This is a genomic window from Streptomyces sp. NBC_00464, assembly GCF_036013915.1.
Lineage (GTDB): Bacteria > Actinomycetota > Actinomycetes > Streptomycetales > Streptomycetaceae > Streptomyces.
The window spans coordinates 8,160,273-8,183,788 of the sequence record NZ_CP107899.1 but is presented as its reverse complement, the minus strand read 5'-3'; the positions used below and the strand labels follow the sequence as shown (position 1 = coordinate 8,183,788).

Here is a 23,516-nt window from a genome sequence, read left to right as displayed (position 1 = left end):
TGGCACGGGTGGCTCTGGTGTGGCACGGGCGGCCCGGTGCGGTGGCCCGTTCGCCGCCGGTCCGGCAGCGGACGGTACAGCGGGACCGGCGGCGCTGCGGGCACGGGCGATCAGGCCGCCGCGCGCTCCCACTTCTGGTTGTCGCCCGAGTTGCAGGTCCACTGGTCAAGAGCGGTGCCGTCGGCCCTGGACTGGTTCACGACGTCGAGGCACTTTCCGCTGTGCCGGGCGACGAGTTCGACGGAGCCGGCCACGTCCGTCGTCCGCGCCTTCCACTGCTGGGAGGCGGAACCGTTGCAGGTGTTCTGCACCGCCCACGCCCCGTCCGCGGTCGACGCACCGGCGATGTCGAGACACTTCCCGCTGTGCCGGGCCATGATCTGGACGTAGCCGGTTCCCAGGTTCTTGATCCAGAAGTCCTGGTTGACGCCTGCGCCGCACCCCCACTGAATCAGCTGGGCGCCGTCCGCCGAGTCGTAGTTCGACACATCGGCGCACTTGCCGCTCTGGTGCGCGGTCAGCGTCTCCCAGGCGACGTTCATACCGGCCACGGTCCCGGCGGCGGTGTCGACGGTGACCTGCGGCGAGTAGTCCATCGTCATGCTGGTGCTGCTGGGGAACGTCAGCGGCAGCCAGACGTACTGGGAGTCGGAGACCGTGCCGCCCATGGCGTTGCCCCAGCGGTCCCCCATGTAGAGGTACCCGGTGCCCTGGGTGCCCTGGACCGGCAGGACATACGCGGTCTGGCTCCGGTAGGCCGTGGGGTCGCCCACGTCCTTCAGGTCGCTCCACGAGCCGGTGATGCTGGTGGCGGTGGCGTACTTCTGCTGGTTCGGGGACCAGCCGGTGGCACCGGAGGTGAGGAGGAAGTAGACGCCGTCGCGCTCGAACATGGCGGGGGCCTCACGCGACTGCCCCGCCCAGAGCTTCTGGACCTGGGACTCGACCGCCGTGTAGTCCGCGGTCAGCCGGTACACGTGCAGGTCCGCGTTCTCGTTGGCTGCCGAGATCATGTAGCCGGTGCCGTCGGTGTCGACGAAGGTCGTGATGTCCCGGGACATGTGGCCCAGCGGCCGGAAACTGCCCCGCCAGGTGTAGTCACCGTCCACCGTGGAGGACACGGCGACCGCGGCTCGCGCCTCGCCGTAGTCGGAGCCGTTCTCCTTGTGCATCCACATCACGAACTGCCGGGTGGAGCTGTTGTAGACGACTTTTGGGCGCTCGATGTTGGCATAGTCCAGTTCCGGGTCCGAAGCCTCGGTCAGGACGTTGTTGCGGAACTCCCAGGTCTTCAGGTCGGTGGAGCGGTAGGCGGAGACGTACCGGAAGGTGTTGTCGGCGTTGCGGTTCTCGCCGAACCAGTAGTAGTACGCGCCGACCTTGAGTACGCCACCGCCGTGGGCGTGCACGGGACTGTTGTCGGATCCCGTGAACTGCGTCCCGTTGGCGATGGTCACCGCGGCGGCGTGGGCGGTGCCCACGGAGGTGAGCAAGGAGAGGAGAAGTGCGGCAAGGGCGGAGAACAGAGCCGCCCTTCCGGAGATCTTGAGTCGCATGTCGCGATACCTCGTGGTGTTCGTCGGACCGGGCGCTCCGCGCGGACAGCAGGACCACGGACCGCGTGGGGCCCGGAGCGTGGGGGCATCTGAAGGACCGGCCGATGGGGAGATGTGGCCGGCCGATCCGGACCGTAACGATCACCGGGTCTACGCAATGTTTTCGTAAACACGATGTTTCCGGAAGTGTGTGAGGGCTGCGGGATACTGTCAAGGAGTCAGGCAGAGACGGACCAGGTTTTTGACCGGGCGGCGTGTTTGCGTCAACATTGCAGCGCGGGAGCACACCATGTGGGCACCCGCGCCGGGCCTCAAGAGAAGGCGGTCGACTGTGGCGGAGAAGGCGACGAGAGCACCCCGCTCACGCACGCCCCGGAAGTGGCCCTCGATGGCCGAGGTCGCGGCGAGGGCGGGAGTGTCCTCCCAGACCGTCTCGCGTGTGGCCAACAACCACGACAACGTGGATGCCACGACGCGCGCCAAGGTGCTGGATGCGATGCAGGCGCTCGGATACCGCCCCAACGCGGCGGCTCGTGCGCTGGTCACGGGCAAGTTCGGGGCGCTGGGCGTGGTCAGCTTCGATGTCGGCGCGCACGGCAACGCACGGACGCTCGCCGCCATCGCGGACGCGGCACGCGAGGCCGGCTTCTCCGTCAACTTCATGGGTATCCGCGCGCAGACCGAAGCCGCCGTGCAGCAGGCCTTCCGGCACCTCATGCTCCAGTCCGTCGACGGCATCGTGCTGATCGAGTCGCAGATGCTCGACACACCGTCGCTGCTCCTTCCGCCGACCATGCCGATCGTCGTCGCGGACGGCGACACCGGGCACCGCTATCCCAACGTCGACTTCGACCAGGCCCGCGGCACGCAGAGCGTGGTCGCCCACCTGCTGGAGATGGGGCATCGCACGGTGCACCACGTCAGTGGCCCGCGGGACTCCTTCGCCGCCCGGCGGCGCGCCGAGACCTGGGAGCGCACCGTCGTCGCGGCCGGAGCTCCGCTGCACCCGGCCCTGTACGGGGACTGGAGCGCCGAGTCCGGTTATCTGGCAGGCCGGACGCTGGCGAAGATTCCCGACGTCACGGCCGTTTTCGCGGCCAATGACCAGATGGCGCTGGGGGTGCTGCGCGCCATGCACGAGGCCGGGCGCAAGGTACCCGACGAGGTCAGCGTGGCCGGCTTCGACGACGTCCCCGAGGCCCGGTTCTTCCAGCCGCCGCTGACCACGGTCCACCAGGACTTCGATGTGGTGGGGCGGCATTGCGTGACCCTGCTCCTGGAGCAGATCGAGCACCGCGCCAACGGCCCGCACCGCCTCGCCGTCGAACCCACTCTCGTGGTCCGGGCCAGCACCGCACCTCCGCCCGCCTGACCGGCGTACGTTCACACCTCGGCCCGCCCGCGTATCCACGGGGGCGGGCCGCACTCCGTCCCGCCCGCGAGCCCTGACCCGGCTCACGGCGCCGCCGCGAGCGGGCACCTGACCCGCAGCGCGATACACCCCCTCACCTGCGGCGTTGCCCCCTCATCAGGGGCCGGTGCCCCGGGCACTCAATCACCGCACGGCACGACCACACCCTCGGCCGTCACCCAATTCCCCTGCGTTCGCTACCGCATCGTGCTTGACGCCCGTCTCGGGGTGGTGCCACCATCAGCTATCGATGATTACGTAAACATGGCTCATCGGCCCAGTCTTCTCCCGGCCCGTCGGCCCTGAGGTCCCCCTCCCCCGCTCCGTTCCCGACCGGTCGCTCAACGACGCAAGGAACCACCATGACGCTCCTGTCGACGTCCGCCCAGGCAGTCCGACCACCCCGGTCGAGGCGGCGCCGCCCTCTTGGGCGGTACGGCCTGACCGGATGGGGATTCGTCGGCCCGTTCGTCGCGGTCTTCGCACTCGTCTTCCTCGCACCGATCGGATACGCCGCCTATCTGAGCCTCTTCCGGGACCGGATGATCGGCGGCAGGTCGTTCGTGGGCATGGACAACTACCAACAGGCGGTGACCGACCCGCAGTTCTGGGAAGGGCTGGGGCGCGTCGGTCTCTTCCTGGCCGTCCAGGTCCCGATCATGCTGGGCATCGCCCTGCTGGTCGCCCTGGCGATCGACAGCGGCAGGCTGTACGGGAGGTCGTTCTTCCGCGTCGCCGTCTTCCTTCCCTACGCCGTTCCGGCCGTCGTCGCCAGCCTCATGTGGGGCTTCATCTACGGCACGCAGTTCGGGCTGGTGGGCAACCTCAACGACACCTTCGGCCTGTCACTGCCCGACCCGCTCTCCCCCTCACTCGTACTGGCCTCGATCGGCAACATCGTGACCTGGGAGTTCGTCGGCTACAACATGCTGATCTTCTACTCGGCCCTCAAGGTCGTGCCCCGCTCGCTCTACGAGGCCGCGGCCATCGACGGAGCCGGCGAATGGCGGATCATCTCCTCGATCAAGCTCCCCGCGATCCGCAGTGCGCTGGTCATCGCCACGATCTTCTCCGTCATCGGCAGCTTCCAGCTGTTCAACGAGCCCAGCATCCTGCAGAAGCTCGCGCCCAACGCGATCACCAACGACTTCACCCCGAACCTCTACACGTACTCGCTGTCCTTCGCCGGACAGCAGCACAACTACGCCGCGACCGTGGCCATCGTGATGGGCGTGATCACCGCGATCATCGCCTACGCGGTCCAGCTGCGCGGCATGCGGAAGGGCTGACCCATGACCACCTCCTTCACCACCGGCGCAGCCGGGTCCTCCCCTTCCTCACCCGGGCCTCGCCCTCGCTCCTCCCGCACATCGCCGTCAGCCACCGCCCGCCCCCGTCGCGGCCGCTCCGCACGGAAGTCCCGGCGGCCTCCGCACACACCGCTCAACCCGCGGCCCAGCATCCCGCTGACCCTTGTCACCGGCGTCGTCGTCCTCTACACACTGGCCCCGCTGCTGTGGCTCGTCGTCAACGCCACGAAGAGCCAGAGAGGGCTCTTCGACTCCTTCGGCCTGTGGTTCGCCGACGACTTCAACCTCTGGGACAACGTCACCCGCACCCTCACCTACGACGACGGCGTGTTCGTCCGCTGGTTCCTCAACACACTGCTGTACGTCACACTCGGGGCCGGGGGCGCCACCGTTCTGGCCGTTCTCGGCGGCTACGCCCTCGCGAAGTACGAATTCCCCGGCCGGCGCGCCGTGTTCGCCGTGGTCATCGGAGCAGTGGCCGTCCCCGGTACCGCTCTCGCCGTCCCCACCTTCCTGATGTTCAGCAACATGGGGCTGACGAACACGCCCTGGGCGGTGATCATCCCGTCCCTGATCTCACCCTTCGGGCTCTACCTCATGTGGGTCTTCGCCTCCGAGGCCGTCCCTGCCGGGCTCCTGGAGGCCGCGCGGATCGATGGATCCAGCGAGTTGCGCACCTTCTTCACGATCGCGCTGCCCCTGCTGATGCCGGGAACCGTCACCGTTCTCCTGTTCTCGATGGTCGCGACGTGGAACAACTACTTCCTGCCGCTGATCATGATCAAGGACCCCGACTGGTACCCGCTGACCCTCGGCCTCAACGCCTGGAACGCCCAGGCGCAGACAGCCGGCGGCCAAGCCGTCTTCGACCTCATCATCACCGGCTCCCTGCTGACGATCGTGCCGATCGTGGCGGCCTTCCTGCTGCTCCAGCGGTACTGGCAGTCCGGCCTGGCCGCGGGCAGCGTCAAGGAATGACGCCGCCTCCCCTTCTCGTCCCTTCCGCTTCCCCCTGCCCCTCTTCTCTGCCGCACCATCGACCAGGAGCACATCCCATGAGAACTCACTCCACCCGCAGACTCCTCGGCGCCCTCGCCGTCGCCTCCGCCCTCGCGCTGACGGCCACGGCATGCGGCGGCTCGGACTCCGATGCCGGCGACAGCTCCCCCAAGGACGTCAAGTCAGCACTTGAGAAGGGCGGGAAGGTGACCGTGTGGGCCTGGGAGCCCACGCTCAAGAAGGTGGCGGCGGACTTCGAGAAGAAGTACCCCAACGTCGACGTCGAGCTGGTCAACGCGGGCACCGGCGACAAGCAGTACACCGCCCTGCAGAACGCGATAGCGGCCGGCTCCGGCGCCCCCGACGTCGCACAGGTCGAGTACTACGCCCTCGGACAGTTCGCCATCGGCAAGTCCGTCGAGGACCTGTCCCCCTATGGCGCCCAGAAGTACGGCAAGACGTTCACGCCCGGACCGTGGAACGCGGTCACCGCGGACAAGGCGGTTTACGCCCTGCCCATGGACTCCGGCCCGATGGCCTTCTTCTACAACAAGAAGGTCTTCGACAAGCACCACATCGAGGTGCCGACCACGTGGGACGAATACGTGGAAGCAGCCCGGACCCTCCACAAGGCCGACCCCAAGATATTCATCACCAACGACACCGGTGACGCCGGAGCCACGACCAGCCTCATCTGGCAGGCCGGCGGCCGCCCCTACAAGACCGACGGTACGAAGGTGAGCGTCGCCTTCGACGACGCCGGCACCAAGAAGTACACCGCTACCTGGCAGAAGCTCCTCGACGAGAAGCTGGTCGCGCCCATCAGCTCGTGGAGCGACGCCTGGTACAAGGGCCTGGCCGACGGATCCCTGGCCACCCTCTCCATCGGCGCCTGGATGCCGGCCAACCTCACCTCCGGAGTCGCGGCCGCCTCGGGCGACTGGCGCGTCGCCCCTCTGCCGCAGTGGACGAAGGGCGACAAGGCGAGCGCGGAGAACGGCGGCAGCTCACTGGCCGTGCCGAAGGCCGCCAAGAACAAGGAACTCGCCTACGCCTTCACGGAGTTCGCCACCACCGGAGCCGGTGCGAGTGCCCGTGTCGCCGAAGGCGCCTTCCCGGCCACCCGCGCCGACCTGGAGTCGAAGGCGTTCCTCGACGCCCCGTTCCCCTACTTCGGCGGCCAGAAGGCCAACCAGGTGTTCGCCGAGTCGGCCCGTAACGTCGGCGCCGACTGGTCGTACCTGCCCTACCAGGTCTACGCGAACTCGATCTTCAACGACACCGCGGGCAAGGCGTACGTCTCCTCCACCAAGCTCACCGACGGCCTGAAGGCCTGGCAGGACGCGAGCATCAAGTACGGCAAGGACCAGGGCTTCACCGTCAACTAGTCCGACCGCGATTTCCAGCTGTTTGCTCTGCACCCCCAGTACGCCTGACGCCCCATCGGCAACGATGGCACATCAGGCGAACTGGGGGATTTTCGTTGGCTGTTCACAGATATAACCGATCGAACATCACAGACGCATTTCGACGCGTCACGCCTCTTGACGTCGAAGACGGTGCGTTGTGTTATGTAGTTAATCGTTTGAATGTGTTTGATTTCGACGATTCCGGTTCCCCGTCGAGGCGCTCTCAGCCCGCAGCCTCTTTCTCTCTTTCACGAACCGGCCGCCGCGCGAATGTGCAGCGGCGGCCGCTGTCAGCACAAAGGAGCCCCCGATGTTCCGTTCCACTCCCAGCCGTGCGGCCGCCGCCACCGGTCTCCTCCTGGCCCTCGGCCTGACCACCGCGTGCTCCTCGGGCAAGGAGGCCACGACCGACGACCAGGCCGGAAAGGTCGAGGGCGCGATCTCGCTCACGTATCTGCAGAAGCAGGGCGACCAGGAGTACTTCATCGGCGAGGCCGCGGGCGCGAAGGCGAAGGCGAAGGAACTCGGCATCGGCCTCAAGGTGGTGAACCTGGGCAACGACGCCAACAAGACCGTCAGCGAAGTGCAGTCGGCGATCGCGCAGAAGACGAGCGGGATCATCATCGTCGTTCCGGACCCGGCCGTCGGCCCGCAGGTCGTGCAGACCACGAAGGACGGCAAGGTCGCACTGCTGACGTCCGACGACCAGATCTGCGCCACGGGACCCGACCCGGCCAAATGCGGCAAGGACGATCTCGTCGCCCGGATCGGGTTCAGCGGCTCCCAGATGGGCGGGGAGGTCGGAAAGCGCGCCGCGGCGGAGTACAAGAAGGCCGGCTGGAAGGCCGCCGACACACGCGTCATCTCGGCCTGGAAGCAGGACGTCACCGTCTGCGGGGACCGGGTGGACGGGGCCAAGAAGGCGTTCCAGGACGCCGTTCCCGGTGTGAAGACCATCGACGTCCCCACCGACAACACACCCACCGGCGCCCAGGACAAGATCGCCGCGACGATCACCGCGAACTCCAAGGTCAAGAACTGGGTCGTCTGGGGCTGCAACGACGAGAACGTCATGGGCGGCGTGACCGCGCTCGCCAATGCGGGCATCAGCCCGGACAACGTCATCGGTGTCGGGCTCGGCGCCTACCTCGCCTGCAAGGAGTGGCAGTCCGACAAGCCGACCGGCATGAAGGCGGCCCTCTTCATCAACGGCAAGGACGTCGGCGCCCTGGCCGTCCAGACCATGTACGACAAGCTCAAGAACGGCAAGAAGTTCCCTGCCGAGGCCTTCGCCCCCACCACCATGGTCGACCACACCTCGTGGAAGAGCGCCGGAGTCACCTGCAGCTGAGTACTCCCGGCGGGCGGCCGCGACAGACGGCCGCCCGCCGGTGACCGCACCGATCCCCCGATCTTGCCTGCACCATGCCATTGAGGTGAACCGACCCATGATCCCAGCGCAACACCCGGCCGCCGCCCCGGAACCCCCCGGCGGTCCGGCGGCGTCCCACTCCGTTCCCGTCGCCGTGTCGGGCATCATCAAGCGCTTCGGTACCGTGCAGGCGCTCGGTGGCGTCACGCTGGACTTCCCCGCCGGTCAGATCACCGCGCTGATGGGTGAGAACGGCGCCGGCAAGTCCACGCTCCTGAAGATCCTCACCGGTGACCACCAGCCCACCGAGGGGAGCGTGGTCGTGAACGGGGAGCACATCGCACTCGACTCCCCCGCCCGCGCACGGGCTACCGGTATCCGGATCATTCCTCAGGAGCCGGAGATCATCCCCCACATCTCCGTGGCGGAGAACGTCTACGCCGGAGCCCTCCCCCGCAAGCGCGGGCGGATGCTGGACCGGACCGAACTCAACCGGCGCATCAGGTCCGACCTGGACCGGCTGGGCTTCTCCCACGTCCTCGACCCCACTCTGCTCGGCTCTCAGCTCACGCCCGCCCAGCGCCAGTTGGTCGAGATCATGCGCGCGCTGACCGGGAGCACGGCCGCCCGGCTGATCGCCTTCGACGAACCGACGTCGTCGCTGTCGGAGCACGAGGTGGACGCCCTGTTCACGCTCATCCGGCGGCTGCGCGACGAGGGCATCGCCATCGTCTACGTCTCGCACCGCATGCAGGAGATCTTCCAGCTCGCCGACCGCATCGCCGTCCTGCGCGACGGCAGCCTGGTGGGCGTCCAGGAGGCCCATGCCACGAACGAGGGCGAGCTCGTACGCCAGATGGTCGGCCGCGACCTCTCCGCCGCATTCGTACGCCGTCGCGTGGCAAGCGACCGTCTGGTCCTCGACGTCCAGCGCCTCACGACCGACGACGTCACCGATATCTCGCTGCAGGTGCATGCCGGAGAGGTCGTCGGCCTCGCCGGCCTGATCGGTGCGGGACGCTCGGAGCTCGCCCTCGCGCTCGCGGGCGATCTGCCCGTCCGCAGTGGCACCGTCACCCTCGACGGTGCCCCGCTGCGCAGCGGCCGGCCGGGCGAGGTGATCAGTGCGGGACTCGGGCTGGCGCCCGAGGAACGCAAGGCCCAGGCCTTGTTCCTGCAGCAGTCCATCAAGGACAACACCTCGCTCGTGGTGCTGGACCGGCTGCGGCGCTTCCGCTTCGTCCGGCGCGCGGCCGAACGCCGGCTCGCGCAGGAGTACACCGACCGGCTCCGGGTCCGTGCCCCGTCGATCGACCACGAGGTGCGCAAGCTGTCGGGCGGCAACCAGCAGAAGGTGGTCCTGGCCCGTTGGCTGGCCCGCAAGCCCAAGGTGCTGGTCCTCGACGAGCCGACCCGCGGCATCGACGTCGGCGCCAAGGCCGAGATCTACCAGATCATCGCCGATCTGGCAGCGGAGGGAGTCGCGTTGCTGGTGATCTCCTCCGAGCTGCCCGAACTCCTCGGCCTCGCAGACCGTGTGGTCGTCATGCAGAACGGCCGCATCACGGGCGAACTCGACCGCGGTGAAGCCACCGAAGAATCCATCCTCCAGCTCGCCATGGCCGATGACATCGTCGGCACCGCCCCCGGAGCCACCTCATGACCCTTACCAGTTCCCCCTCCCCGTCCGTGAAGGGATCCCCCGACAGCAGCCCCGCGCCGCGTCGGTCGAGGCTCCTTGCGGGCATGGGCGGCCAGAACGTCAGCCTGATCGGCGCGCTCGCCGTCGTTCTCATCCTGTTCGGTGTCCTGAACGACAACTATCTGAGCCTGTCGAACATGCAGGTCATCGCCGAAGCGGCGACCATCACCGGGCTGCTCGCGATCGTGCAGACCGTGGTCATCATCTGTGGCGGTCTGGACATCTCCGTCGGCTCGCAGGTGGGCGTGGCGTCGGTCGTCAGCGCCATGGCGTTCACCTCAGCCGGCTCGAACGCCTTCCTCGGTATGGCCGCGGCCGTCGGCGTCGGGATCCTGATCGGCGCGTTGAACGGCCTCGTGATCGTCTACGGCCGGGTCAACCCCACGATCGCCACTCTGGCCGGCCTCGCCGCGTACAAGGGACTCGCCCAACTGCTTTCCGACGGGCGGGCCCAGGGCTATGTCCTCAACAACGACGTCTTCATCTTCCTCGGGCGCGGCAAGATAGCCGGCCTGCCGGTCATGGTCTGGATCCTGATCGTGGTGGCCGTCACCGTCCACCTGCTGCTGAAGTACACCGACATCGGGCGCAATCTCTACGCCATCGGCGGCAACGACACCGCCGCCCGCCTCGCCGGCATCAACATCAACAAGTACCTGATCTGCGTCTACGCGCTCATCGGCGTGGTCGCCGCCATCGCGGGCATTCTGCTGACCGCGCGCACCGGCTCGGGCCAGCCCGTGTCCGGCAGCGAGGGCCTCGAACTCAAGGCGATCACTGCGGCCGCCCTGGGCGGCGCCGCTCTCAAGGGAGGCAAGGGAGGGATCGGCGGCACCCTGCTCGCCGTGGCGCTGCTCGGCTGTCTGGAGAACGGTCTCACCGTCCAGGGCATCAACACCTTCTGGCAGAACGTCGCCCAGGGCGCCCTGCTCGTCATCGCCGTCGTCATCCAGCAGCGGCGCAGCGGCGAAAGGGCTGTCGGGCTGCCTCACTGACCGCTCCGTCGTCCCCGTGCCGGCCGGGCGGGCGGGGACGACGGTCCGCCCCACGGAACCGGCGATCGGGCCGGTGATCTCTTGAGGCGTGCCGCACAAGCGGCGGGCCCTGTGAGCCGGTCAGCCGTCTGCGGCCACGCAGCGGAATCCGATGTTGCCGGCGCTGCTGTCCGGTGTGTTGGAGCTTCGGGCGTCGACCCGGTAGCGGAAGCAGTAGCTCTCGTGGCAGAGGTAGGAGCCGCCGCGCATCGCCTTCCTGCCGGTGGTACTCGGAGGGCCGGTGGGGTTCGACCGGGAACCGGTCACATGCCAGGCGGGGTGGAACCAGTCGGCGCACCACTCCCACACGTTTCCGCAGGCGTTGTGGATACCGAATCCGTTGGGTGCGAACGCGTCGGCGGGGGCCGTCCCGACGTATCCGTCGGCGCCTGTGTTCCGGGTGGGGAACTCGCCCTGCCACACGTTCATACGGTGCGCGCCCGCCGGCTCTCGTTCGTTGCCCCAGGGATACCGGGCCTGGACGAGGCCGCCACGGGCGGCGTACTCCCATTCGGCCTCGGTCGGCAGTCTCTTGCCCGCCCACTTCGCATAGGCGCGGGCATCGCGCCAGGTGACGTGGACCACCGGGTGGTTCATCCGGTCGGCGATGTCCGATCCGGGCCCTTCCGGGTTGCGCCAGTGGGCGCCCCGGACATCTCGCCACCAGGGCGTCGCGGCCACGGCGGGAGCGGATCGGAGACTCGCGTCGAGCAGGCCGTCGAAGACGAACGACGTGCCCAGCCGCTCGGCCACCGTCACCCATCCCGTGGCTCCGGTGAATGCGGCGAAGGCCGCGTTCGTCACCGTGGTGACGTCGATCCAGAAGGGATCGAGCCGGATCTCCCGGACGGGCCCTTCGCCGTCGGCGGGGTATCCGTCGCCCGCGTCGGTGCCCATCAGGAATGTGCCGCCGTCCAGGCGCACCATCGCGGTCCGGTCCGGGAGGCTCGTGCCCTGCGGCGGAGTCGTTCCCTCGGGTCCACCGGTTCGCGGCGGTGTGCCGGGCTCCGGGATCTGTCCGGGCCGGCGGGCCGCGGCGCAGCACGACATCGGGGTCGGGTCGTTCATGTGCGGTGGCACCTTGTTCCGTGCGGCGGGCGGGTGGGCCCGGGGGCGTCAGATGGACACGGGCGCGTCGGCCGCGCGGCTTCGGCGGGCGGCCTCGACGATCGCGACGATATCGAGGACTTCGGCTTCGGGAACGTTGGGCCTGCCGGTCCGGCACGCGCTGACCAGCGAGGTGAGCAGACCGGTGAGCATGGGAGGTCCGGCCTCGATGGTGAGCTCCCGCACCTCCCGCCCGTCACTGACGCGTACCTGGGTGAAGGGTGACCATTCCGCGTCGCCGCCGAGTGTGGCGACGCGGCCGTCCGGCCACGTCAGCGTGGTCCGGCGACCGCGGCGGGCGTCCACGCTCGCACAGCCGGGGCCGAGCGCGGCGACCGCGAGGTCCACCAGGTGCACCCCGTACCAGGCCAGACCGGGATGGCCGGGCTGGGTCGGCAGGGGTCCCGTGAGGTCGATGCGCCGCGGCTCGAAAGCGGCCGAAGCGCTGCGGAATTCAGGGATGAACCGCTTCGGTGATCCGGCCAGCGCAAGACATCCGTACTCGTTCGCCGTGGCCAGCATGGACCGTGCGTCGGCCGTGGACAGGGCGAACCGGGTGTCGACGTAGACGGGCTTGCCGAAGGGGGCGAGCCGGCTGAAGTAGTCGGGGTGGGTACGCGCGTCGGCGGCGACGACGAGCAGGGCGTCGCAGGCTTCGGCGACCTCCTCCGGGGTCTCGCGGAGCTCGACGCCGAGGCCCGCCACCTCGTCGGCGAAGCCGTCGATCCGGTCACGGCTGAGCGGGAAGTCGGCGGCCGCCCGGCCCTTCCATGCGCTGACGACCGTACCGCCCGCCACCGCGCCGTTGATGCCGTCTCCGAAGAGACGGGTGAAGGACGGGGCGTGCGGTGAGTCCAGTCCGATGAGGCCGAACCGCACCGGCACTGCCGGTCCCTTGCCGCCCGTCATCCCTTGACTCCGCTCGATGTGATGCTGGCGACGATATGACGTTGCAGCACCAGGAAGACGATGAGGCACGGAATGAAGCTGACCAGGGAGGCGGACATGATGTCCGCCGTGGAGACCGTCTCGGTGTGAAGCGTGGCGAGCCCCACGGTCAGGGTGCGGGCCGCGTCGGTCTGGCCCACGACGAGGGGCCAGAGCAGATCGTTCCAGTGCCACAGGAAGACGAAGATCGCGAGCGTTGCCAGCACCGGGCGGATGAGGGGCAGCACGATCGCGACGAAAGTGCGCCACTCCCCCGCGCCGTCGATGCGGGCGGCGTCGAAGATCTCGTCCGGGAGGTCGCGGACGAACTGGCGGATGAGGAAGACCGCCTGGGCGTTGGCGAGCGTGGGCATGATCAGGCCCCAGAGGGTGTTCACCCCGTCCATGCGGGCGACCAGGATGAAGGTGGGGATGAGGGTCGCCTGCATCGGCACCATGAGCGTGGCGACGATGGCCCAGAGCAGGACGTTGCGGCCGGGGAAGCGTTTGCGTACGAGGGCGTAGGCGGCCATGGACGCGGTGAGGAGGATGACCACCACCGAGACGGCCGAGTACACGAGCGAGTTCAGCAGCCAGACGGGGAACTCGCCGATGTCGAAGATGCGCGTGATGTTGTCGAGCGTGAGGGAGTGCGGGATCGCGTGCGGCAGCGTGGGGGCGTCCTTCGGCGAGAGCGCGAGGACGACCACGGCGATCAGCGGTGCGACGGTGAACAGCGAGATGACGGCGAGTGCCAGTCCTGGGCCGCTTCGGCGCAGCCGTTCGCGGGCTCGGCTGCGGTGGGCGACGGGCGGGTGGGAAGTGGTCACTTGGCGTCCTTTCCTTCGACGAACCGCCGCTGGATCAGGGAGAGGATGAGCACGATGGCGAAGAGCACCATGCCGACCGCGGACGCGTAGCCGAAGTCGAGGAACTTGAAGCCCTCGTCGTAGAGGAAGTAGATGAGGCTGTGGCTGGCCCGGTTGGGCCCGCCGCCGGTCATGACGTAGATCGTGTCGAATACCTGGAATCCGACGATGGTCTCGATGACGAGCACGAAGAAGAGGACGGGCCTCAGCAGCGGCAGGGTGATGTACCAGAACGCCTGCCTGCTGTTCGCCCCGTCGATGCGTGCCGCTTCGTGCACCTCCGCGGGCTGTGCCTTGAGTCCGGCGAGCAGGACGAGCATGGAGTAGCCGAAGCCCTTCCACACGGCGACGAGGGCCAGCGACGCCAGGACCAGCAGTTGGTCACCGGAGAGGAACGGCACCGGGCCGGCGCCGATCTTGTCCAGCGCCGTGTTCAGCGGTCCGTCACTGGCGAAGATCCACGACCAGACGATGCCCGCCATCACGAAGGAGCTGAGATAGGGCACGAACAGCAGGGCGCGGAAGGTGCCGGAGAACCGCACGATCTTGTTGAGCAGCACGGCACCGGCCAGTGCGACGGCCATGATCAGCGGGACGAAGACGAGGACGTACGTCGCCGTCGCACCGAGGCTCCCCCAGAAGTGGGGGTCGTCGAACAGCCGGGTGTAGTTGTCGGTCCCGATCCAGGTCACGTCGCCGTTGAGGCGGTAGCGCGTCAGGCTCATGGCTCCGGCGCCCGCGATCGGGAAGAACTTGAAGAGTCCGAAGATGACGAGGGTGGGGAGCACGAACAGGATGCCGGCGACTGCCTCGCGCCGGCGGATCCGGCCGATCGCGGCGCGGCCGTTCGCGGTCGTGCGTGTCGCCTCGGGACGTCGGGGTTTCCTGCCGTCCGAGACCGTTCTCGGAGGTGTGTGTACGGACATGGCGGCCAATCAGCGCTGAGGGGTGGGGAAGGGACCGGTGGCGGCCCTCGGCGGGGGCCGCACGACGCCGCGGATCAGGAGCGGGCCAGCAGTTCGCGGGCCTCCTTCGCAGCCTTCTCCAGGGCCTCGCGCGCCGACAGGTCCCCGCCGAGAGCGCCCTGGATATAGGGGGCGAGGGCGGCCATCACCTGGCGGGCGGCCGGGGAGGGCTCACCGGGGCTGGCGTACTGCAACGAGTCGTTCAGTGCCTTGAAGTCGGGCCCCGTGCCGGGTGTCTTCACGTCAGTGCGCGTGGGGAAGTTCCCTGCCGCGGCATTGAGGGATGCCTGGCGCTCGGGTGAACTCAGGTAGGCGAGTACGTCGTTCGCCGCGTCGCGGTTCTCGTCCTTGTTGATGGACGTCAGGGCGAGAAGACCCGGGTTGCCGTAGGTGGCCCGCTCCCTGCCCCGGAGGGGAAGGCCGAGAGCCACGTTGTCCTTGCCCAGCGCGGCCCGCATCTGGGTGAGTTCGGGGAGCGAGGTGACGGCGCGCATCGCGACCTTGCCGTCGGCGATGGGCGCGCCCTCGACCGCGGGGCCGTCGGTGGCCGCGTCTGCGGGCAGGCCGCCCTTCTTCTTGAGGTCGACCAGGAACTGCAGGGCGGACACGCCCGCGTCGGAGTCGAAGGCGACGTCCTTGCCGTCGTCGGTGAAGACGCTCCCGCCGGCCTGCCAGAGCAGGGGGTAGAACGAGAGGTTCAGGGTCTGCTCCGGACTTCCCGCGTAGTCCATGACCGCGATGCCCTTCTTGGCGAGCACGGGGGCGGCCGCGAGGACGTCGTCCCAGGTCTTCGGGAGGCCCAGACCCGCGTCGGCGAAGATCTTCGTGTTGTAGGCGGTCGTGTTGATGTTCTGGAAGAGCGGTACGCCGAAGAGCTTGCCGTCGATGGTGGCGGCCTTGAGCGTCTCGGGGTAGAAGGCCTTCCGCTCGTCCTTCACGGCGTCGTCGACGGGCAGCAGACCTCCCACCGTCTCGTATGTCGCGGCCTGGTCGGGGGTGATGAGCACGATGTCCGGACCGGAACCTGCGGCAAGGGCCGCGGATATCTGCGCGTCACGCTTGTCGAACGTCTGCATCTGGATGGTGAGGTCGGTGTCCGGGTGGGTCCGCTCGAAGTCCGCCTCGGTCTGCTGCCAGTACTTCTTGCCGGCCGCCTCGTCCTTGATGACCGGGTACATCCACACCGTGACTTCGGGCTTGCCGCCGTTGCCCGGAGCGGAGCAGGCCGTGGACACCACGGCAAGGGAGGCGGCCAGTACTGCGGTACGCAGTGGTCGGATGTTCATGCTGATTCTCGCTCTCGTGCTCGGGCGGGGTCCGCACCGCTGTCGGAGCGGTGCGCGTCGGGTGCGGGGTCGCGGACGTACGTGGACGGTGCGGGGGGCAGCTGCCCTCGTGCGGCCGTGGTCAGTGCGGTGAGGGCGTCGCGGTGGCGTGCCAGCAGGGGCCGGTCCGTGAGCAGGGGGTCGCCGGCCTCCCGCATCCAGCCGAGGAGCGCGGCGGCCAGTTCGGTGAACACGTCTGCGTATGCGGGCTCATCGGCCACGTTGCGGGTCTCGTGCGGATCGTGGGCGAGGTCGTACAGCTCCAGCAGCGGACTCGACCCGATGGTGGGGCCGTTCAGGTCCGCCGGCAGGCTGCGATGCACCCATGACTGGGTGGGATCCATCGCTCGCGGTGCGTTGGCGAAGTTGACGATGAGCTTGTGAGTCTCCGAGCGTGCCGAGCGCTTCGGGTCGTAGTACGTGTGGTGGGTGAGCTGCCCGAAGGTATGCGCGGGCGCTGCGGCTCCCGTCTCCAGAAGCGGGACGAGACTGGTGCCGGCGACACCCTCGGGTTCGGGCAGGCCCACGAGTTCGAGGAGCGTCGGCAGCACGTCGACGTGGCTCACCATGGGGGCGATCCGGCGCCCCTTCCAGGCGCCGCGGCCGGGTACGCGCATCATGAGTGCGACTTCGAGGCCGGGGTCGTAGAGGGTGCATTTGGCCCGGGGCAGGGGAAGTCCGTGGTCGGTGGTGAAGACCACGACCGTCTCGTCCCGCAGTCCCAGCGCGTCGAGGTGTTCCAGGATGCGGCCGACGCCCTCGTCCATGTGGCGTACGGCGCCCTGGAGTTCGGCGATCTCCTCGCGCGCACCCTCGTCGTCGCGCAGATACGCGGGGACCGTGTGGCCGAGCGAGCTGTCGGGGCTGACGGCATCACCGAGGAACCCCATCACACCGGGCCGGTCGTTCTCGGACGGCGTGCGGTGCGGTTCGTGGAAGCCGACCTGGAGGTAGAAGGGTTGTGCCCCCTCCGCTGCCCGGTCGAGCGCGCCGGTGGTGCGTTCGACGACGATGTCCCGGTCCCCGCCGGTGCGCACCCGGTCGAACCCGAGCCGGGCCGCCACGACGTCGTCGGGCAGGACCCTCGACTCGTGGTGCACGCCGATGAGTTCGGTCCGGTATCCGGCGGTGCGCAGCCGGTGGGCGAGGTGGCCAGCCGGCTCGGCCAGGTCCCAGCCGAACGGGTCGTGGGTGAGGCCGAGCACGCCATTCGTCTGGGGATAGGTGCCGGTGAACAGGGAGGCCCTGGCGGGGCTGCAGTGGGGTGCCGTGGCGAAGGCCGCCTCGAAGAGCGCCGATTGATCGGCGAGCGCGTCCAGGTGCGGAGTGACGACGGTGGGCACGGCGTAGGCGCCGAGGAACCGGCCGAGGTCGTGGCAGTGGAGTACGAGAATGTTGCGTGCCGTGTCGCTGTTCATGCCATGGACTCCATCGCCTGTCGCGTGACCGCGTGCTCCAGCGGCTCTCCGTCGAGGTGCCGTCGGATCTCGTCCACCACGATCCGTCCGGCCCGCTGCCGGGAGTCGGCTGTGGCGCCTGCGATGTGCGGCGTGAGCAGCACGTTGGGAAGGCTCCGCCAGCGGTCGTCGGCGGGCAGGGGTTCTTCGTCGAACACGTCCAGTGCCGCGTCGATCCGGTCCGAGGCCACCGCCTCGAACAGCGCGTCCATGTCGAGGATCGAGGAACGGGCCGTGTTCACCACCAGGCCGCCGTCCTTGAGGGACGCGATCTCGTCGGCGCCGATCAGGCCGCTGGTCTCGTCGGTCGCCGGGGCGTGGACGGCGAGTACGTCGCACCAGGAGAGCAGCGCCGGGAGGGTGGCCCCGAGCGGCGCGAGGGGATCATTTTCGGCCAGATACGGGTCGTGTACGCGCACTTCGGCGCCGAGCGCCCTGCACGCCTCGATGTAGCGGCGGCCGGTGCGTGACGCGCCGACGACGCCAATGTGCGCCCCCCGGATCTCGCGCGCCTTGCGCACCCCACGGGCCGCCTGCCAGTCCGCTCCCCCGCGCAGCGCGTGGTCGTAGCGGTGGGTGCGCCGCAGCAGGGACAGGGTGAAGGAGAGCGAGAGTTCCGCGACTGCGGGCGCCATCGCCGCACCGGCCTGCGACACCGGGACTCCGGTCTGCCAGAAGTCGTCGCTGATCAGCCAGTGCAGCGAGGAAGCAGCGTGCATGACGAACCGCAGATCGGGTGCGAGAGCGAGCCGTTCGGCGTCCAGCCGCGGGAAGCCCCAGGCGGTGACGAGCACGTGCACACCCGCCAGCGCGCTCCGGAGCGCCTCCGGCTCGTGCAGCGATTTCGGCTCGGCCTCGGTCACCTCACCCAGGGCGGCAAGGGCGTTCCGGGTGTCCGGGGGGAAGAACGCCTCGGCCTCGGCTGCGGAAACGCTCAGCAGGATCCGGGGCTTTTCAGGGGGGTGGGGGCCGCTGGGCGGCTCGGGGTCAGCACCGACCGTATGACTCATGTGGCGGAAACTTGCCAGCCTGCGCTACTTTTGTCAATGACCGAATTAAGTGCGGCCTGCCAGAATGCAGACGCCCCATGCCGAGCAGCCCGAAGGATCCGCCTGAGATGAAGCCACGCGCCGGGAGCAAAGCCCTGATCCGCGAGATCAACGAAGCCCTGGTTCTCGACGTCGTACGGGCCCAGGGCCCGGTGGCACGGGCGGTGATCGCCGCCCGTACGGGGCTCAGCGCGGCAACCGTCACGGGGATCGCGGGCAAGCTCCTGCAGACCGGGCTGCTCTCCGAGACCGACGCGGTGCCCAGCACCGGTGGGCGCCCGGCCCGGCTCCTGGAGCTGGGCAGCGGCACCGTGCTCGCGGCAGGCGTGCGGCTGTCCGGCACCGAGGCGTTCGTGACCCTGGTCAACCTGCGCGGGGAAATGGTCGCTTCACACCGGGAGGCCCTGCCGTCCACCAGCCCCGAAGCCGCCGAGGCCGCCATCGCCCGTGCCGTGGCGGCGGCTGCGGCCCGGCGCCCTGCGGCCACGCTGACAGGGGTGGGTGTCGCCGTCTCCGGAGTCGTCGACCAGGCGACCGGGGTGGTCCGGCACAGCGGCTCCCTGGGCTGGGAGAACGTGCCCCTCCGGGACCGGCTGGCCGAGCTCACGGGGGCTCCGGTCATCCTCGACAGCTACGTCAACTCCTTCGCGTCCGGACTCCTTCTGTTCGACGGCCGGCTGGCCGGCCGCGACCTGCTGCTCTTCAGCGTGGGCCCGAGCCTCGGCGCGTCGGTGGTGGTCAAGGGACGCATCCACCGCGGCTTCAACGGTTCGGCGGGAGGCTTCGCCCATTCCCGTGTCTGCGCCGGCACCGCCGCCGTGCGGCCGTGCCACTGCGGGTCGGTGAACTGCCTGGAGACGTGGAGCAGCCACTGGGGCATCCTGCGTGAGCTGGAACGGCGCGGCAAGGACGCCGAGACCCTGTCCGGCGACGGCGAAGAGGTCATGACCGACGCCGCGGACAAGCTCGGCACCGCCATGGCGAACGCCGCCAAGATGTTCGGCCCCGAACGTGTGGTGATGGCGTTCACCCGCGAGATGGACCTGTCCGCGTTCGCGGCCCGGACGGAGCGGATGTTCCGCCTGCAGTACGCACACGAGAACACGCCCGCCCCCGAGCTGGAACTGGCCACCGCCGACGAACCGGCACTCGCCAGGGGCGCCGCGTACAACGTCCTCGCCCGGATGTTCACCGCTGAGGTCTCGGAGTCCGACGCGGGTCCGTCGGCCGCGGTGTGAACACTCCGTCAGTAGCGCGTACGGTGCGACATTCCGCCCACGCGCGGGCTCCGGGTCAGCGGCTCTTGCGCACCCTGGCCGCAGCGCGTGCTTCCGCCGCCTTGCGCGCGTCGGCCGTCTTGCGCGACTCCTTCGGGCGGCCCGGACGAGTACCCATGCCTCGGAAGGGGGCGTTGCCGCCGCCCTTCCCCTCGATGGGCGGGCGCTTCGCCCCGGTGATGGCGGTCAGCTTCTCCTCGCCGGAGCGCACCTGGGTGACAGTCGGCCGGATCCGGGCGTCGGTCATGATCCGGTTGACGTCCCGCCGCTGGTTCGGGGTGACCAGCGTGACCACGTTCCCGGCTTCCCCCGCGCGCGCCGTACGCCCGCCACGGTGCAGGTAGTCCTTCGCGTCGGCCGGCGGGTCGACGTTGACGACGAGGTCGAGAGCCTCGATGTGGATGCCTCGCGCGGCGACGTTGGTGGCCACCAGCACGGTGATCTCGCCGTCCTTGAACTGTGCGAGCGTATGCGTGCGCTGCGGCTGCGACTTCCCGCTGTGCAGGGCGCCGGCCCGTACACCACTGGCCCTCAGGTGCCGGGTGAACTGGTCCACACCGGCCTTGGTGTCCAGGAACATGAGGACCCGGCCGTCCCGCGCGGCAATCTCGGTCGCGGTCGCGTACTTGTCGGCGGGGTGGACGTTCAGTACATGGTGTTCCATCGTGGTGACCGAGCCCGCCACACGGTCGAGCGAGGCGACTGCCGGCTCATGCAGATAGTTCTGCACCAGCTGGTCGACATTGCGGTCGAGCGTGGCCGAGAACAGCAGCCGCTGTCCGTCGGGGCGGACCTGGTCCAGGATTTCCGAGACCTGCGGCAGGAACCCCAGATCGCACATCTGGTCCGCCTCGTCGAGCACCGTGATCTGCACCTGCTGCAGATCACAGAACCGTCGCGATACCAGATCGGCGAGCCGCCCCGGCGTCGCGACGACCACTTCGGCGCCGGTCCGCAGCAGCGCCGCCTGCCGGTTGATCGCCAGCCCGCCGACCACCGTCGCCAGCCGCAGATTCAGCGCCTGCGCGTACGGCGCCAGCGCGTCGCTCACCTGCTGCGCGAGTTCCCGGGTCGGGACCAGGACCAGTGCGAGCGGCCGCTTCGACTCCGCTCGCATGCCTGCCGTCCGCGCCAGCAGCGCAAGCCCGAAGGCGAGTGTCTTGCCGGAGCCGGTCCGCGCGCGGCCGAGGACATCACGGCCTGCCAGCGCGTTGGGCAGGGTCGCCGCCTGGATCGGGAAGGGCTCCGTCACGCCGAGGCCGGTCATCGTCGCCGTCAGTTCCGACGGCAGCCCGAGTGCGTCGAAGGACTCGGCCGGCGGCAGACCAGGGGCAGCCGTCTGCGGCGTGGTGAGTTCGCCCTTCGGAGCCGGCGGCTTCGTGTTCATGGGGGGAACCTTTCTCCGTCTGGCGCCCGGAACGCGCCGGGGCCCGTACCCCTCGGTACGGGCCCCAACGGTTTCGAATCGTGCCCCCAGTTTACCAGCGGGCGCCCCGGCCCTTTCCGGCCCCGTCGGCACGCCCGACCGAGCCGAGGCGCGACACACATGGATCCGGGCCGACGCTCCCGCCGGACAGGGTGACGCGCCGACCGTCTCCGGAAGCCGGCGGTCCTGACCGCTTCCCGGGGTGTGTCGAGCCGCCGCCGCCCGATCGCGCGGGTAGCGTCGCCGAAACGCTTCCCTCATGTCGGCCCAGGGGATCTGCCCGTGCAGCAATCGTTCTTCCAACTGGTCGGCCGTCTCCTGAGCGACCCGCGGTGGCGCGCCTTGCACTTCCGCGCCGCGCTGGGCGTCACGTCGGCGACCGCCGCTGTTCTGCTGGCCGGCTCGGCGCTGGTCGTGCCGGCCGAGAGAGGCGCGGCAGGCGCCAACATCACCTCGTATCCCAAGGCGATCTGGTGGTCCGTCGAGACGGCGACGACGGTCGGGTACGGCGATCTGTATCCGGTGACCGCTTGGGGCCGGGTCATCGCCTCCGTGACGATGCTGGCCGGGATCACCGCCTTCGGCATCATCACAGCGGCCATCGCCACCTGGTTCGTCGGCCGTGCGCAGAAGGAGGCCCATGAGCTCGGCACGGCCGTACGCCGCTACACCCGCGAGGGCGAGGATGCGGTCAGCTCGGAGTTGCGGGTCCTGCACCAGAGGTTCGACCGCGTCGAGCAGTTGCTGGATCGTCGCAGCGACGAATGACCAGACCGCTTCCGCGCCCGCCGTGGAGGTGGGCGACGACGGGCCTGTGGACCGGTCCCTGCACGAGGCCCAAGCACTGAGTGTGCCCGTGCACCGGAAAGGACCACTCTGCCTGCCGAAGCTGTTCGGGCGGCCTGCCTCGTTGCCGACCCTGTCCGGGACGGTCCGACACCGACGAGGCTGCGCTAGGGTGAATTGATCTTCAGGCTCGTACGCATGGGGGCTGCAGCAATGACCACCGACGTGACGCCTGAACTGGCCGAGGCGATCCAGCGCGGCTACGACCGGCGCGACCGGGCGAACATGGCGCCGACGATCGCCTACTTCCAGTCGCTGCTCGCCGAACTCCCCGACCACCCGGTCCTCGTGTACGAGGTCGGTGGCGCCTACGACACCGCGGGCCAGGAGGAGACCGCCCGCGGCTACTACGAGCGGGCGCTCGCCCTCGGCCTCGGCGGTGACGTCCTGCGCCGGTGCCTGTGCCAGTACGCCAGCACCCTGCGGTGGCTGGGCGAACTGGACGAGTCCCTGGCGGTGCTGGAACGCGCCCGCCGGGAATTCCCCGACTCCGAATCCGTACGCGTCTTCCGCGCCCTGACCCTCAACGACGCCCAGCGGACGGACGAGGCGGTGGCTGAGTTGCTCACCGTCGTCACCGGACACGCGGGGGTCACCGACCTCGGGCGGTGGGCGGTCGGGTTGCGCGGTCTGGCCCAGTGGCTCGCCGACGGCCGTCCCGAATAGGAAGCACCCCCCTCGGCCCGGTTCGTGGACGGCCCGGCCGGCCCCCGCCCCCGGAGTCAATACGCCCCGGGGCGCGGGGTGGTGGGGTTCGGAAGGTGCAGATCAGCCGAGCGGGTCGGTGGTGTCGCGCAGGGTGGCCAGGGCCGGGGCGTACATCCGGGCCTTGATCGTCCCGAGGGTGTCGCCGGCCTTGTTCACCTGCGCCTGGGCGATCTCGATCGCGGTGGAGCGCACGGCGTCCTCGCTGACCGCCTGGTCGACGATGCCGACGGCTGCGGCGTCGGATCCGCCGTAGCGGTGGGCTGTGAGCATGGCCTTGTGCGCGGTCTGCGGGGCCAGCCGGGACTGGACGAGTGCGGCCATGCCGGGAGTGAAGGGGATGTTGATGTCCGCCTCGGGCAGGCACCAGTAGCCACGGTCGGCACGCATGACGCGGAAGTCGTGGGCGAGGGAGAACATCGCGCCGGCGGCGAAGGTGTGCCCCTGCAGAGCGGCCACCGTGACGACCGGCAGCGACAGCATCCGGGCGAACAGCTCGTGGACGGAGACGACGTAGTCCTGATGCTGATCGGCGTGGGCGAACAGCCAGTCCAGGTCGAGCCCGTTGGAGTAGAACTTGCCGGTGGCGGCGGTGACCAGGGCGCGGGGGCCTTCCGCCTTCTCCACCTCATCGAGCGCGGCGCCGACGGCGGTGAGCCAGTCGGGGTGGAAGCGGTTCTCTCCGTCTCCGAGGTCGAGAACGAAGACGTTGTCCTGACGGTCGAGCGAGGCCATGGCGACTCCTTCAAAGCTGAGCTGGCTGGATGAGG

The 23,516-nt window shown here is 69.2% G+C and carries 20 protein-coding genes; 10 read left to right on the top strand and 10 right to left on the bottom strand.

From position 1 onward, the window contains the following. Positions 1–110: 110 nt before the first annotated feature. Positions 111–1,556 (bottom strand): RICIN domain-containing protein, encoded by a 1,446-nt coding sequence (locus OG912_RS36675; RefSeq protein WP_327713110.1) that lies wholly within the window; start codon positions 1,554–1,556, stop codon positions 111–113. A 388-nt stretch (positions 1,557–1,944) separates the two neighbouring features. Between OG912_RS36675 and OG912_RS36670 the strand changes: the two genes are divergently transcribed. The 7 genes from OG912_RS36670 (at position 1,945) to OG912_RS36640 (ending at position 10,754) form a co-directional block, all read left to right on the top strand. After that, positions 1,945–2,928, top strand: a complete 984-nt coding sequence (locus OG912_RS36670) for a LacI family DNA-binding transcriptional regulator (RefSeq protein ID WP_326734129.1) — start codon at positions 1,945–1,947, stop codon at positions 2,926–2,928. 401 nt (positions 2,929–3,329) lie between these two features. Further along, positions 3,330–4,256 (top strand): carbohydrate ABC transporter permease, encoded by a 927-nt coding sequence (locus OG912_RS36665; RefSeq protein ID WP_326734130.1) that lies wholly within the window; start codon positions 3,330–3,332, stop codon positions 4,254–4,256. 3 nt (positions 4,257–4,259) lie between these two features. Continuing rightward, positions 4,260–5,255, top strand: coding sequence for a carbohydrate ABC transporter permease (locus OG912_RS36660; RefSeq protein WP_326734131.1), 996 nt, complete (start codon positions 4,260–4,262; stop codon positions 5,253–5,255). Between the two features lie 77 nt (positions 5,256–5,332). Then, positions 5,333–6,664, top strand: coding sequence for an ABC transporter substrate-binding protein (locus OG912_RS36655; RefSeq protein WP_327713109.1), 1,332 nt, complete (start codon positions 5,333–5,335; stop codon positions 6,662–6,664). A gap of 331 nt (positions 6,665–6,995) precedes the next feature. After that, a complete protein-coding gene (locus OG912_RS36650; protein WP_327713108.1) occupies positions 6,996–8,036 on the top strand; it encodes a substrate-binding domain-containing protein in 1,041 nt (346 codons plus the stop codon). 97 nt (positions 8,037–8,133) lie between these two features. Next, entirely contained in the window at positions 8,134–9,720 is a 1,587-nt protein-coding gene (locus tag OG912_RS36645) for a sugar ABC transporter ATP-binding protein (protein WP_327713107.1), read from the top strand. Beyond that, complete coding sequence (locus OG912_RS36640; protein ID WP_327713106.1) at positions 9,717–10,754, top strand: ABC transporter permease; 1,038 nt, start codon at positions 9,717–9,719, stop codon at positions 10,752–10,754. Before OG912_RS36645 ends, OG912_RS36640 begins: the two co-directional genes overlap by 4 nt. A 120-nt stretch (positions 10,755–10,874) precedes the next feature. Here the strand turns inward: OG912_RS36640 and OG912_RS36635 are convergent, their stop codons facing one another. The 7 genes from OG912_RS36635 to OG912_RS36605 form a co-directional block, all read right to left on the bottom strand. Further along, a complete protein-coding gene (locus OG912_RS36635; RefSeq protein WP_443061062.1) occupies positions 10,875–11,861 on the bottom strand; it encodes a formylglycine-generating enzyme family protein in 987 nt (328 codons plus the stop codon). 48 nt (positions 11,862–11,909) lie between these two features. Then, complete coding sequence (locus tag OG912_RS36630) at positions 11,910–12,809, bottom strand: hypothetical protein (RefSeq protein WP_327713105.1); 900 nt, start codon at positions 12,807–12,809, stop codon at positions 11,910–11,912. Then, positions 12,806–13,657, bottom strand: a complete 852-nt coding sequence (locus tag OG912_RS36625) for a carbohydrate ABC transporter permease (RefSeq protein WP_327713104.1) — start codon at positions 13,655–13,657, stop codon at positions 12,806–12,808. The genes OG912_RS36630 and OG912_RS36625 overlap by 4 nt, the downstream gene beginning before the upstream one ends. Continuing rightward, positions 13,654–14,622: a carbohydrate ABC transporter permease gene (locus OG912_RS36620; RefSeq protein ID WP_327713103.1), complete on the bottom strand. Its 969-nt coding sequence runs from the start codon at positions 14,620–14,622 to the stop codon at positions 13,654–13,656. Before OG912_RS36620 ends, OG912_RS36625 begins: the two co-directional genes overlap by 4 nt. Before the next feature lie 74 nt (positions 14,623–14,696). Further along, complete coding sequence (locus OG912_RS36615; protein WP_326734140.1) at positions 14,697–15,947, bottom strand: extracellular solute-binding protein; 1,251 nt, start codon at positions 15,945–15,947, stop codon at positions 14,697–14,699. After that, complete coding sequence (locus OG912_RS36610; protein ID WP_327713102.1) at positions 15,944–17,404, bottom strand: sulfatase family protein; 1,461 nt, start codon at positions 17,402–17,404, stop codon at positions 15,944–15,946. Before OG912_RS36610 ends, OG912_RS36615 begins: the two co-directional genes overlap by 4 nt. After that, positions 17,401–18,453, bottom strand: coding sequence for a hydroxyacid dehydrogenase (locus OG912_RS36605; RefSeq protein ID WP_327713101.1), 1,053 nt, complete (start codon positions 18,451–18,453; stop codon positions 17,401–17,403). Before OG912_RS36605 ends, OG912_RS36610 begins: the two co-directional genes overlap by 4 nt. Before the next feature lie 107 nt (positions 18,454–18,560). On the opposite strand from OG912_RS36605, the gene OG912_RS36600 reads away from it, so the two are divergent. Continuing rightward, the gene (locus OG912_RS36600; protein ID WP_327713100.1) at positions 18,561–19,730 is read left to right on the top strand and encodes an ROK family transcriptional regulator; all 1,170 of its coding nucleotides are present in this window, start codon (positions 18,561–18,563) and stop codon (positions 19,728–19,730) included. Between the two features lie 55 nt (positions 19,731–19,785). Here OG912_RS36600 and OG912_RS36595 read toward each other — a convergent pair whose 3' ends face one another. Continuing rightward, entirely contained in the window at positions 19,786–21,156 is a 1,371-nt protein-coding gene (locus tag OG912_RS36595; RefSeq protein WP_327713099.1) for a DEAD/DEAH box helicase, read from the bottom strand. Positions 21,157–21,477: 321 nt separating this feature from the next. On the opposite strand from OG912_RS36595, the gene OG912_RS36590 reads away from it, so the two are divergent. Both OG912_RS36590 and OG912_RS36585 read left to right on the top strand, forming a co-directional pair. After that, entirely contained in the window at positions 21,478–21,963 is a 486-nt protein-coding gene (locus tag OG912_RS36590; RefSeq protein ID WP_327713098.1) for a potassium channel family protein, read from the top strand. Positions 21,964–22,179: 216 nt separating this feature from the next. Then, the gene (locus OG912_RS36585; RefSeq protein ID WP_327713097.1) at positions 22,180–22,707 is read left to right on the top strand and encodes a tetratricopeptide repeat protein; all 528 of its coding nucleotides are present in this window, start codon (positions 22,180–22,182) and stop codon (positions 22,705–22,707) included. A 102-nt stretch (positions 22,708–22,809) separates the two neighbouring features. Here OG912_RS36585 and OG912_RS36580 read toward each other — a convergent pair whose 3' ends face one another. Then, positions 22,810–23,481, bottom strand: a complete 672-nt coding sequence (locus tag OG912_RS36580) for an enoyl-CoA hydratase-related protein (protein ID WP_327713096.1) — start codon at positions 23,479–23,481, stop codon at positions 22,810–22,812. Positions 23,482–23,516: the final 35 nt, after the last annotated feature.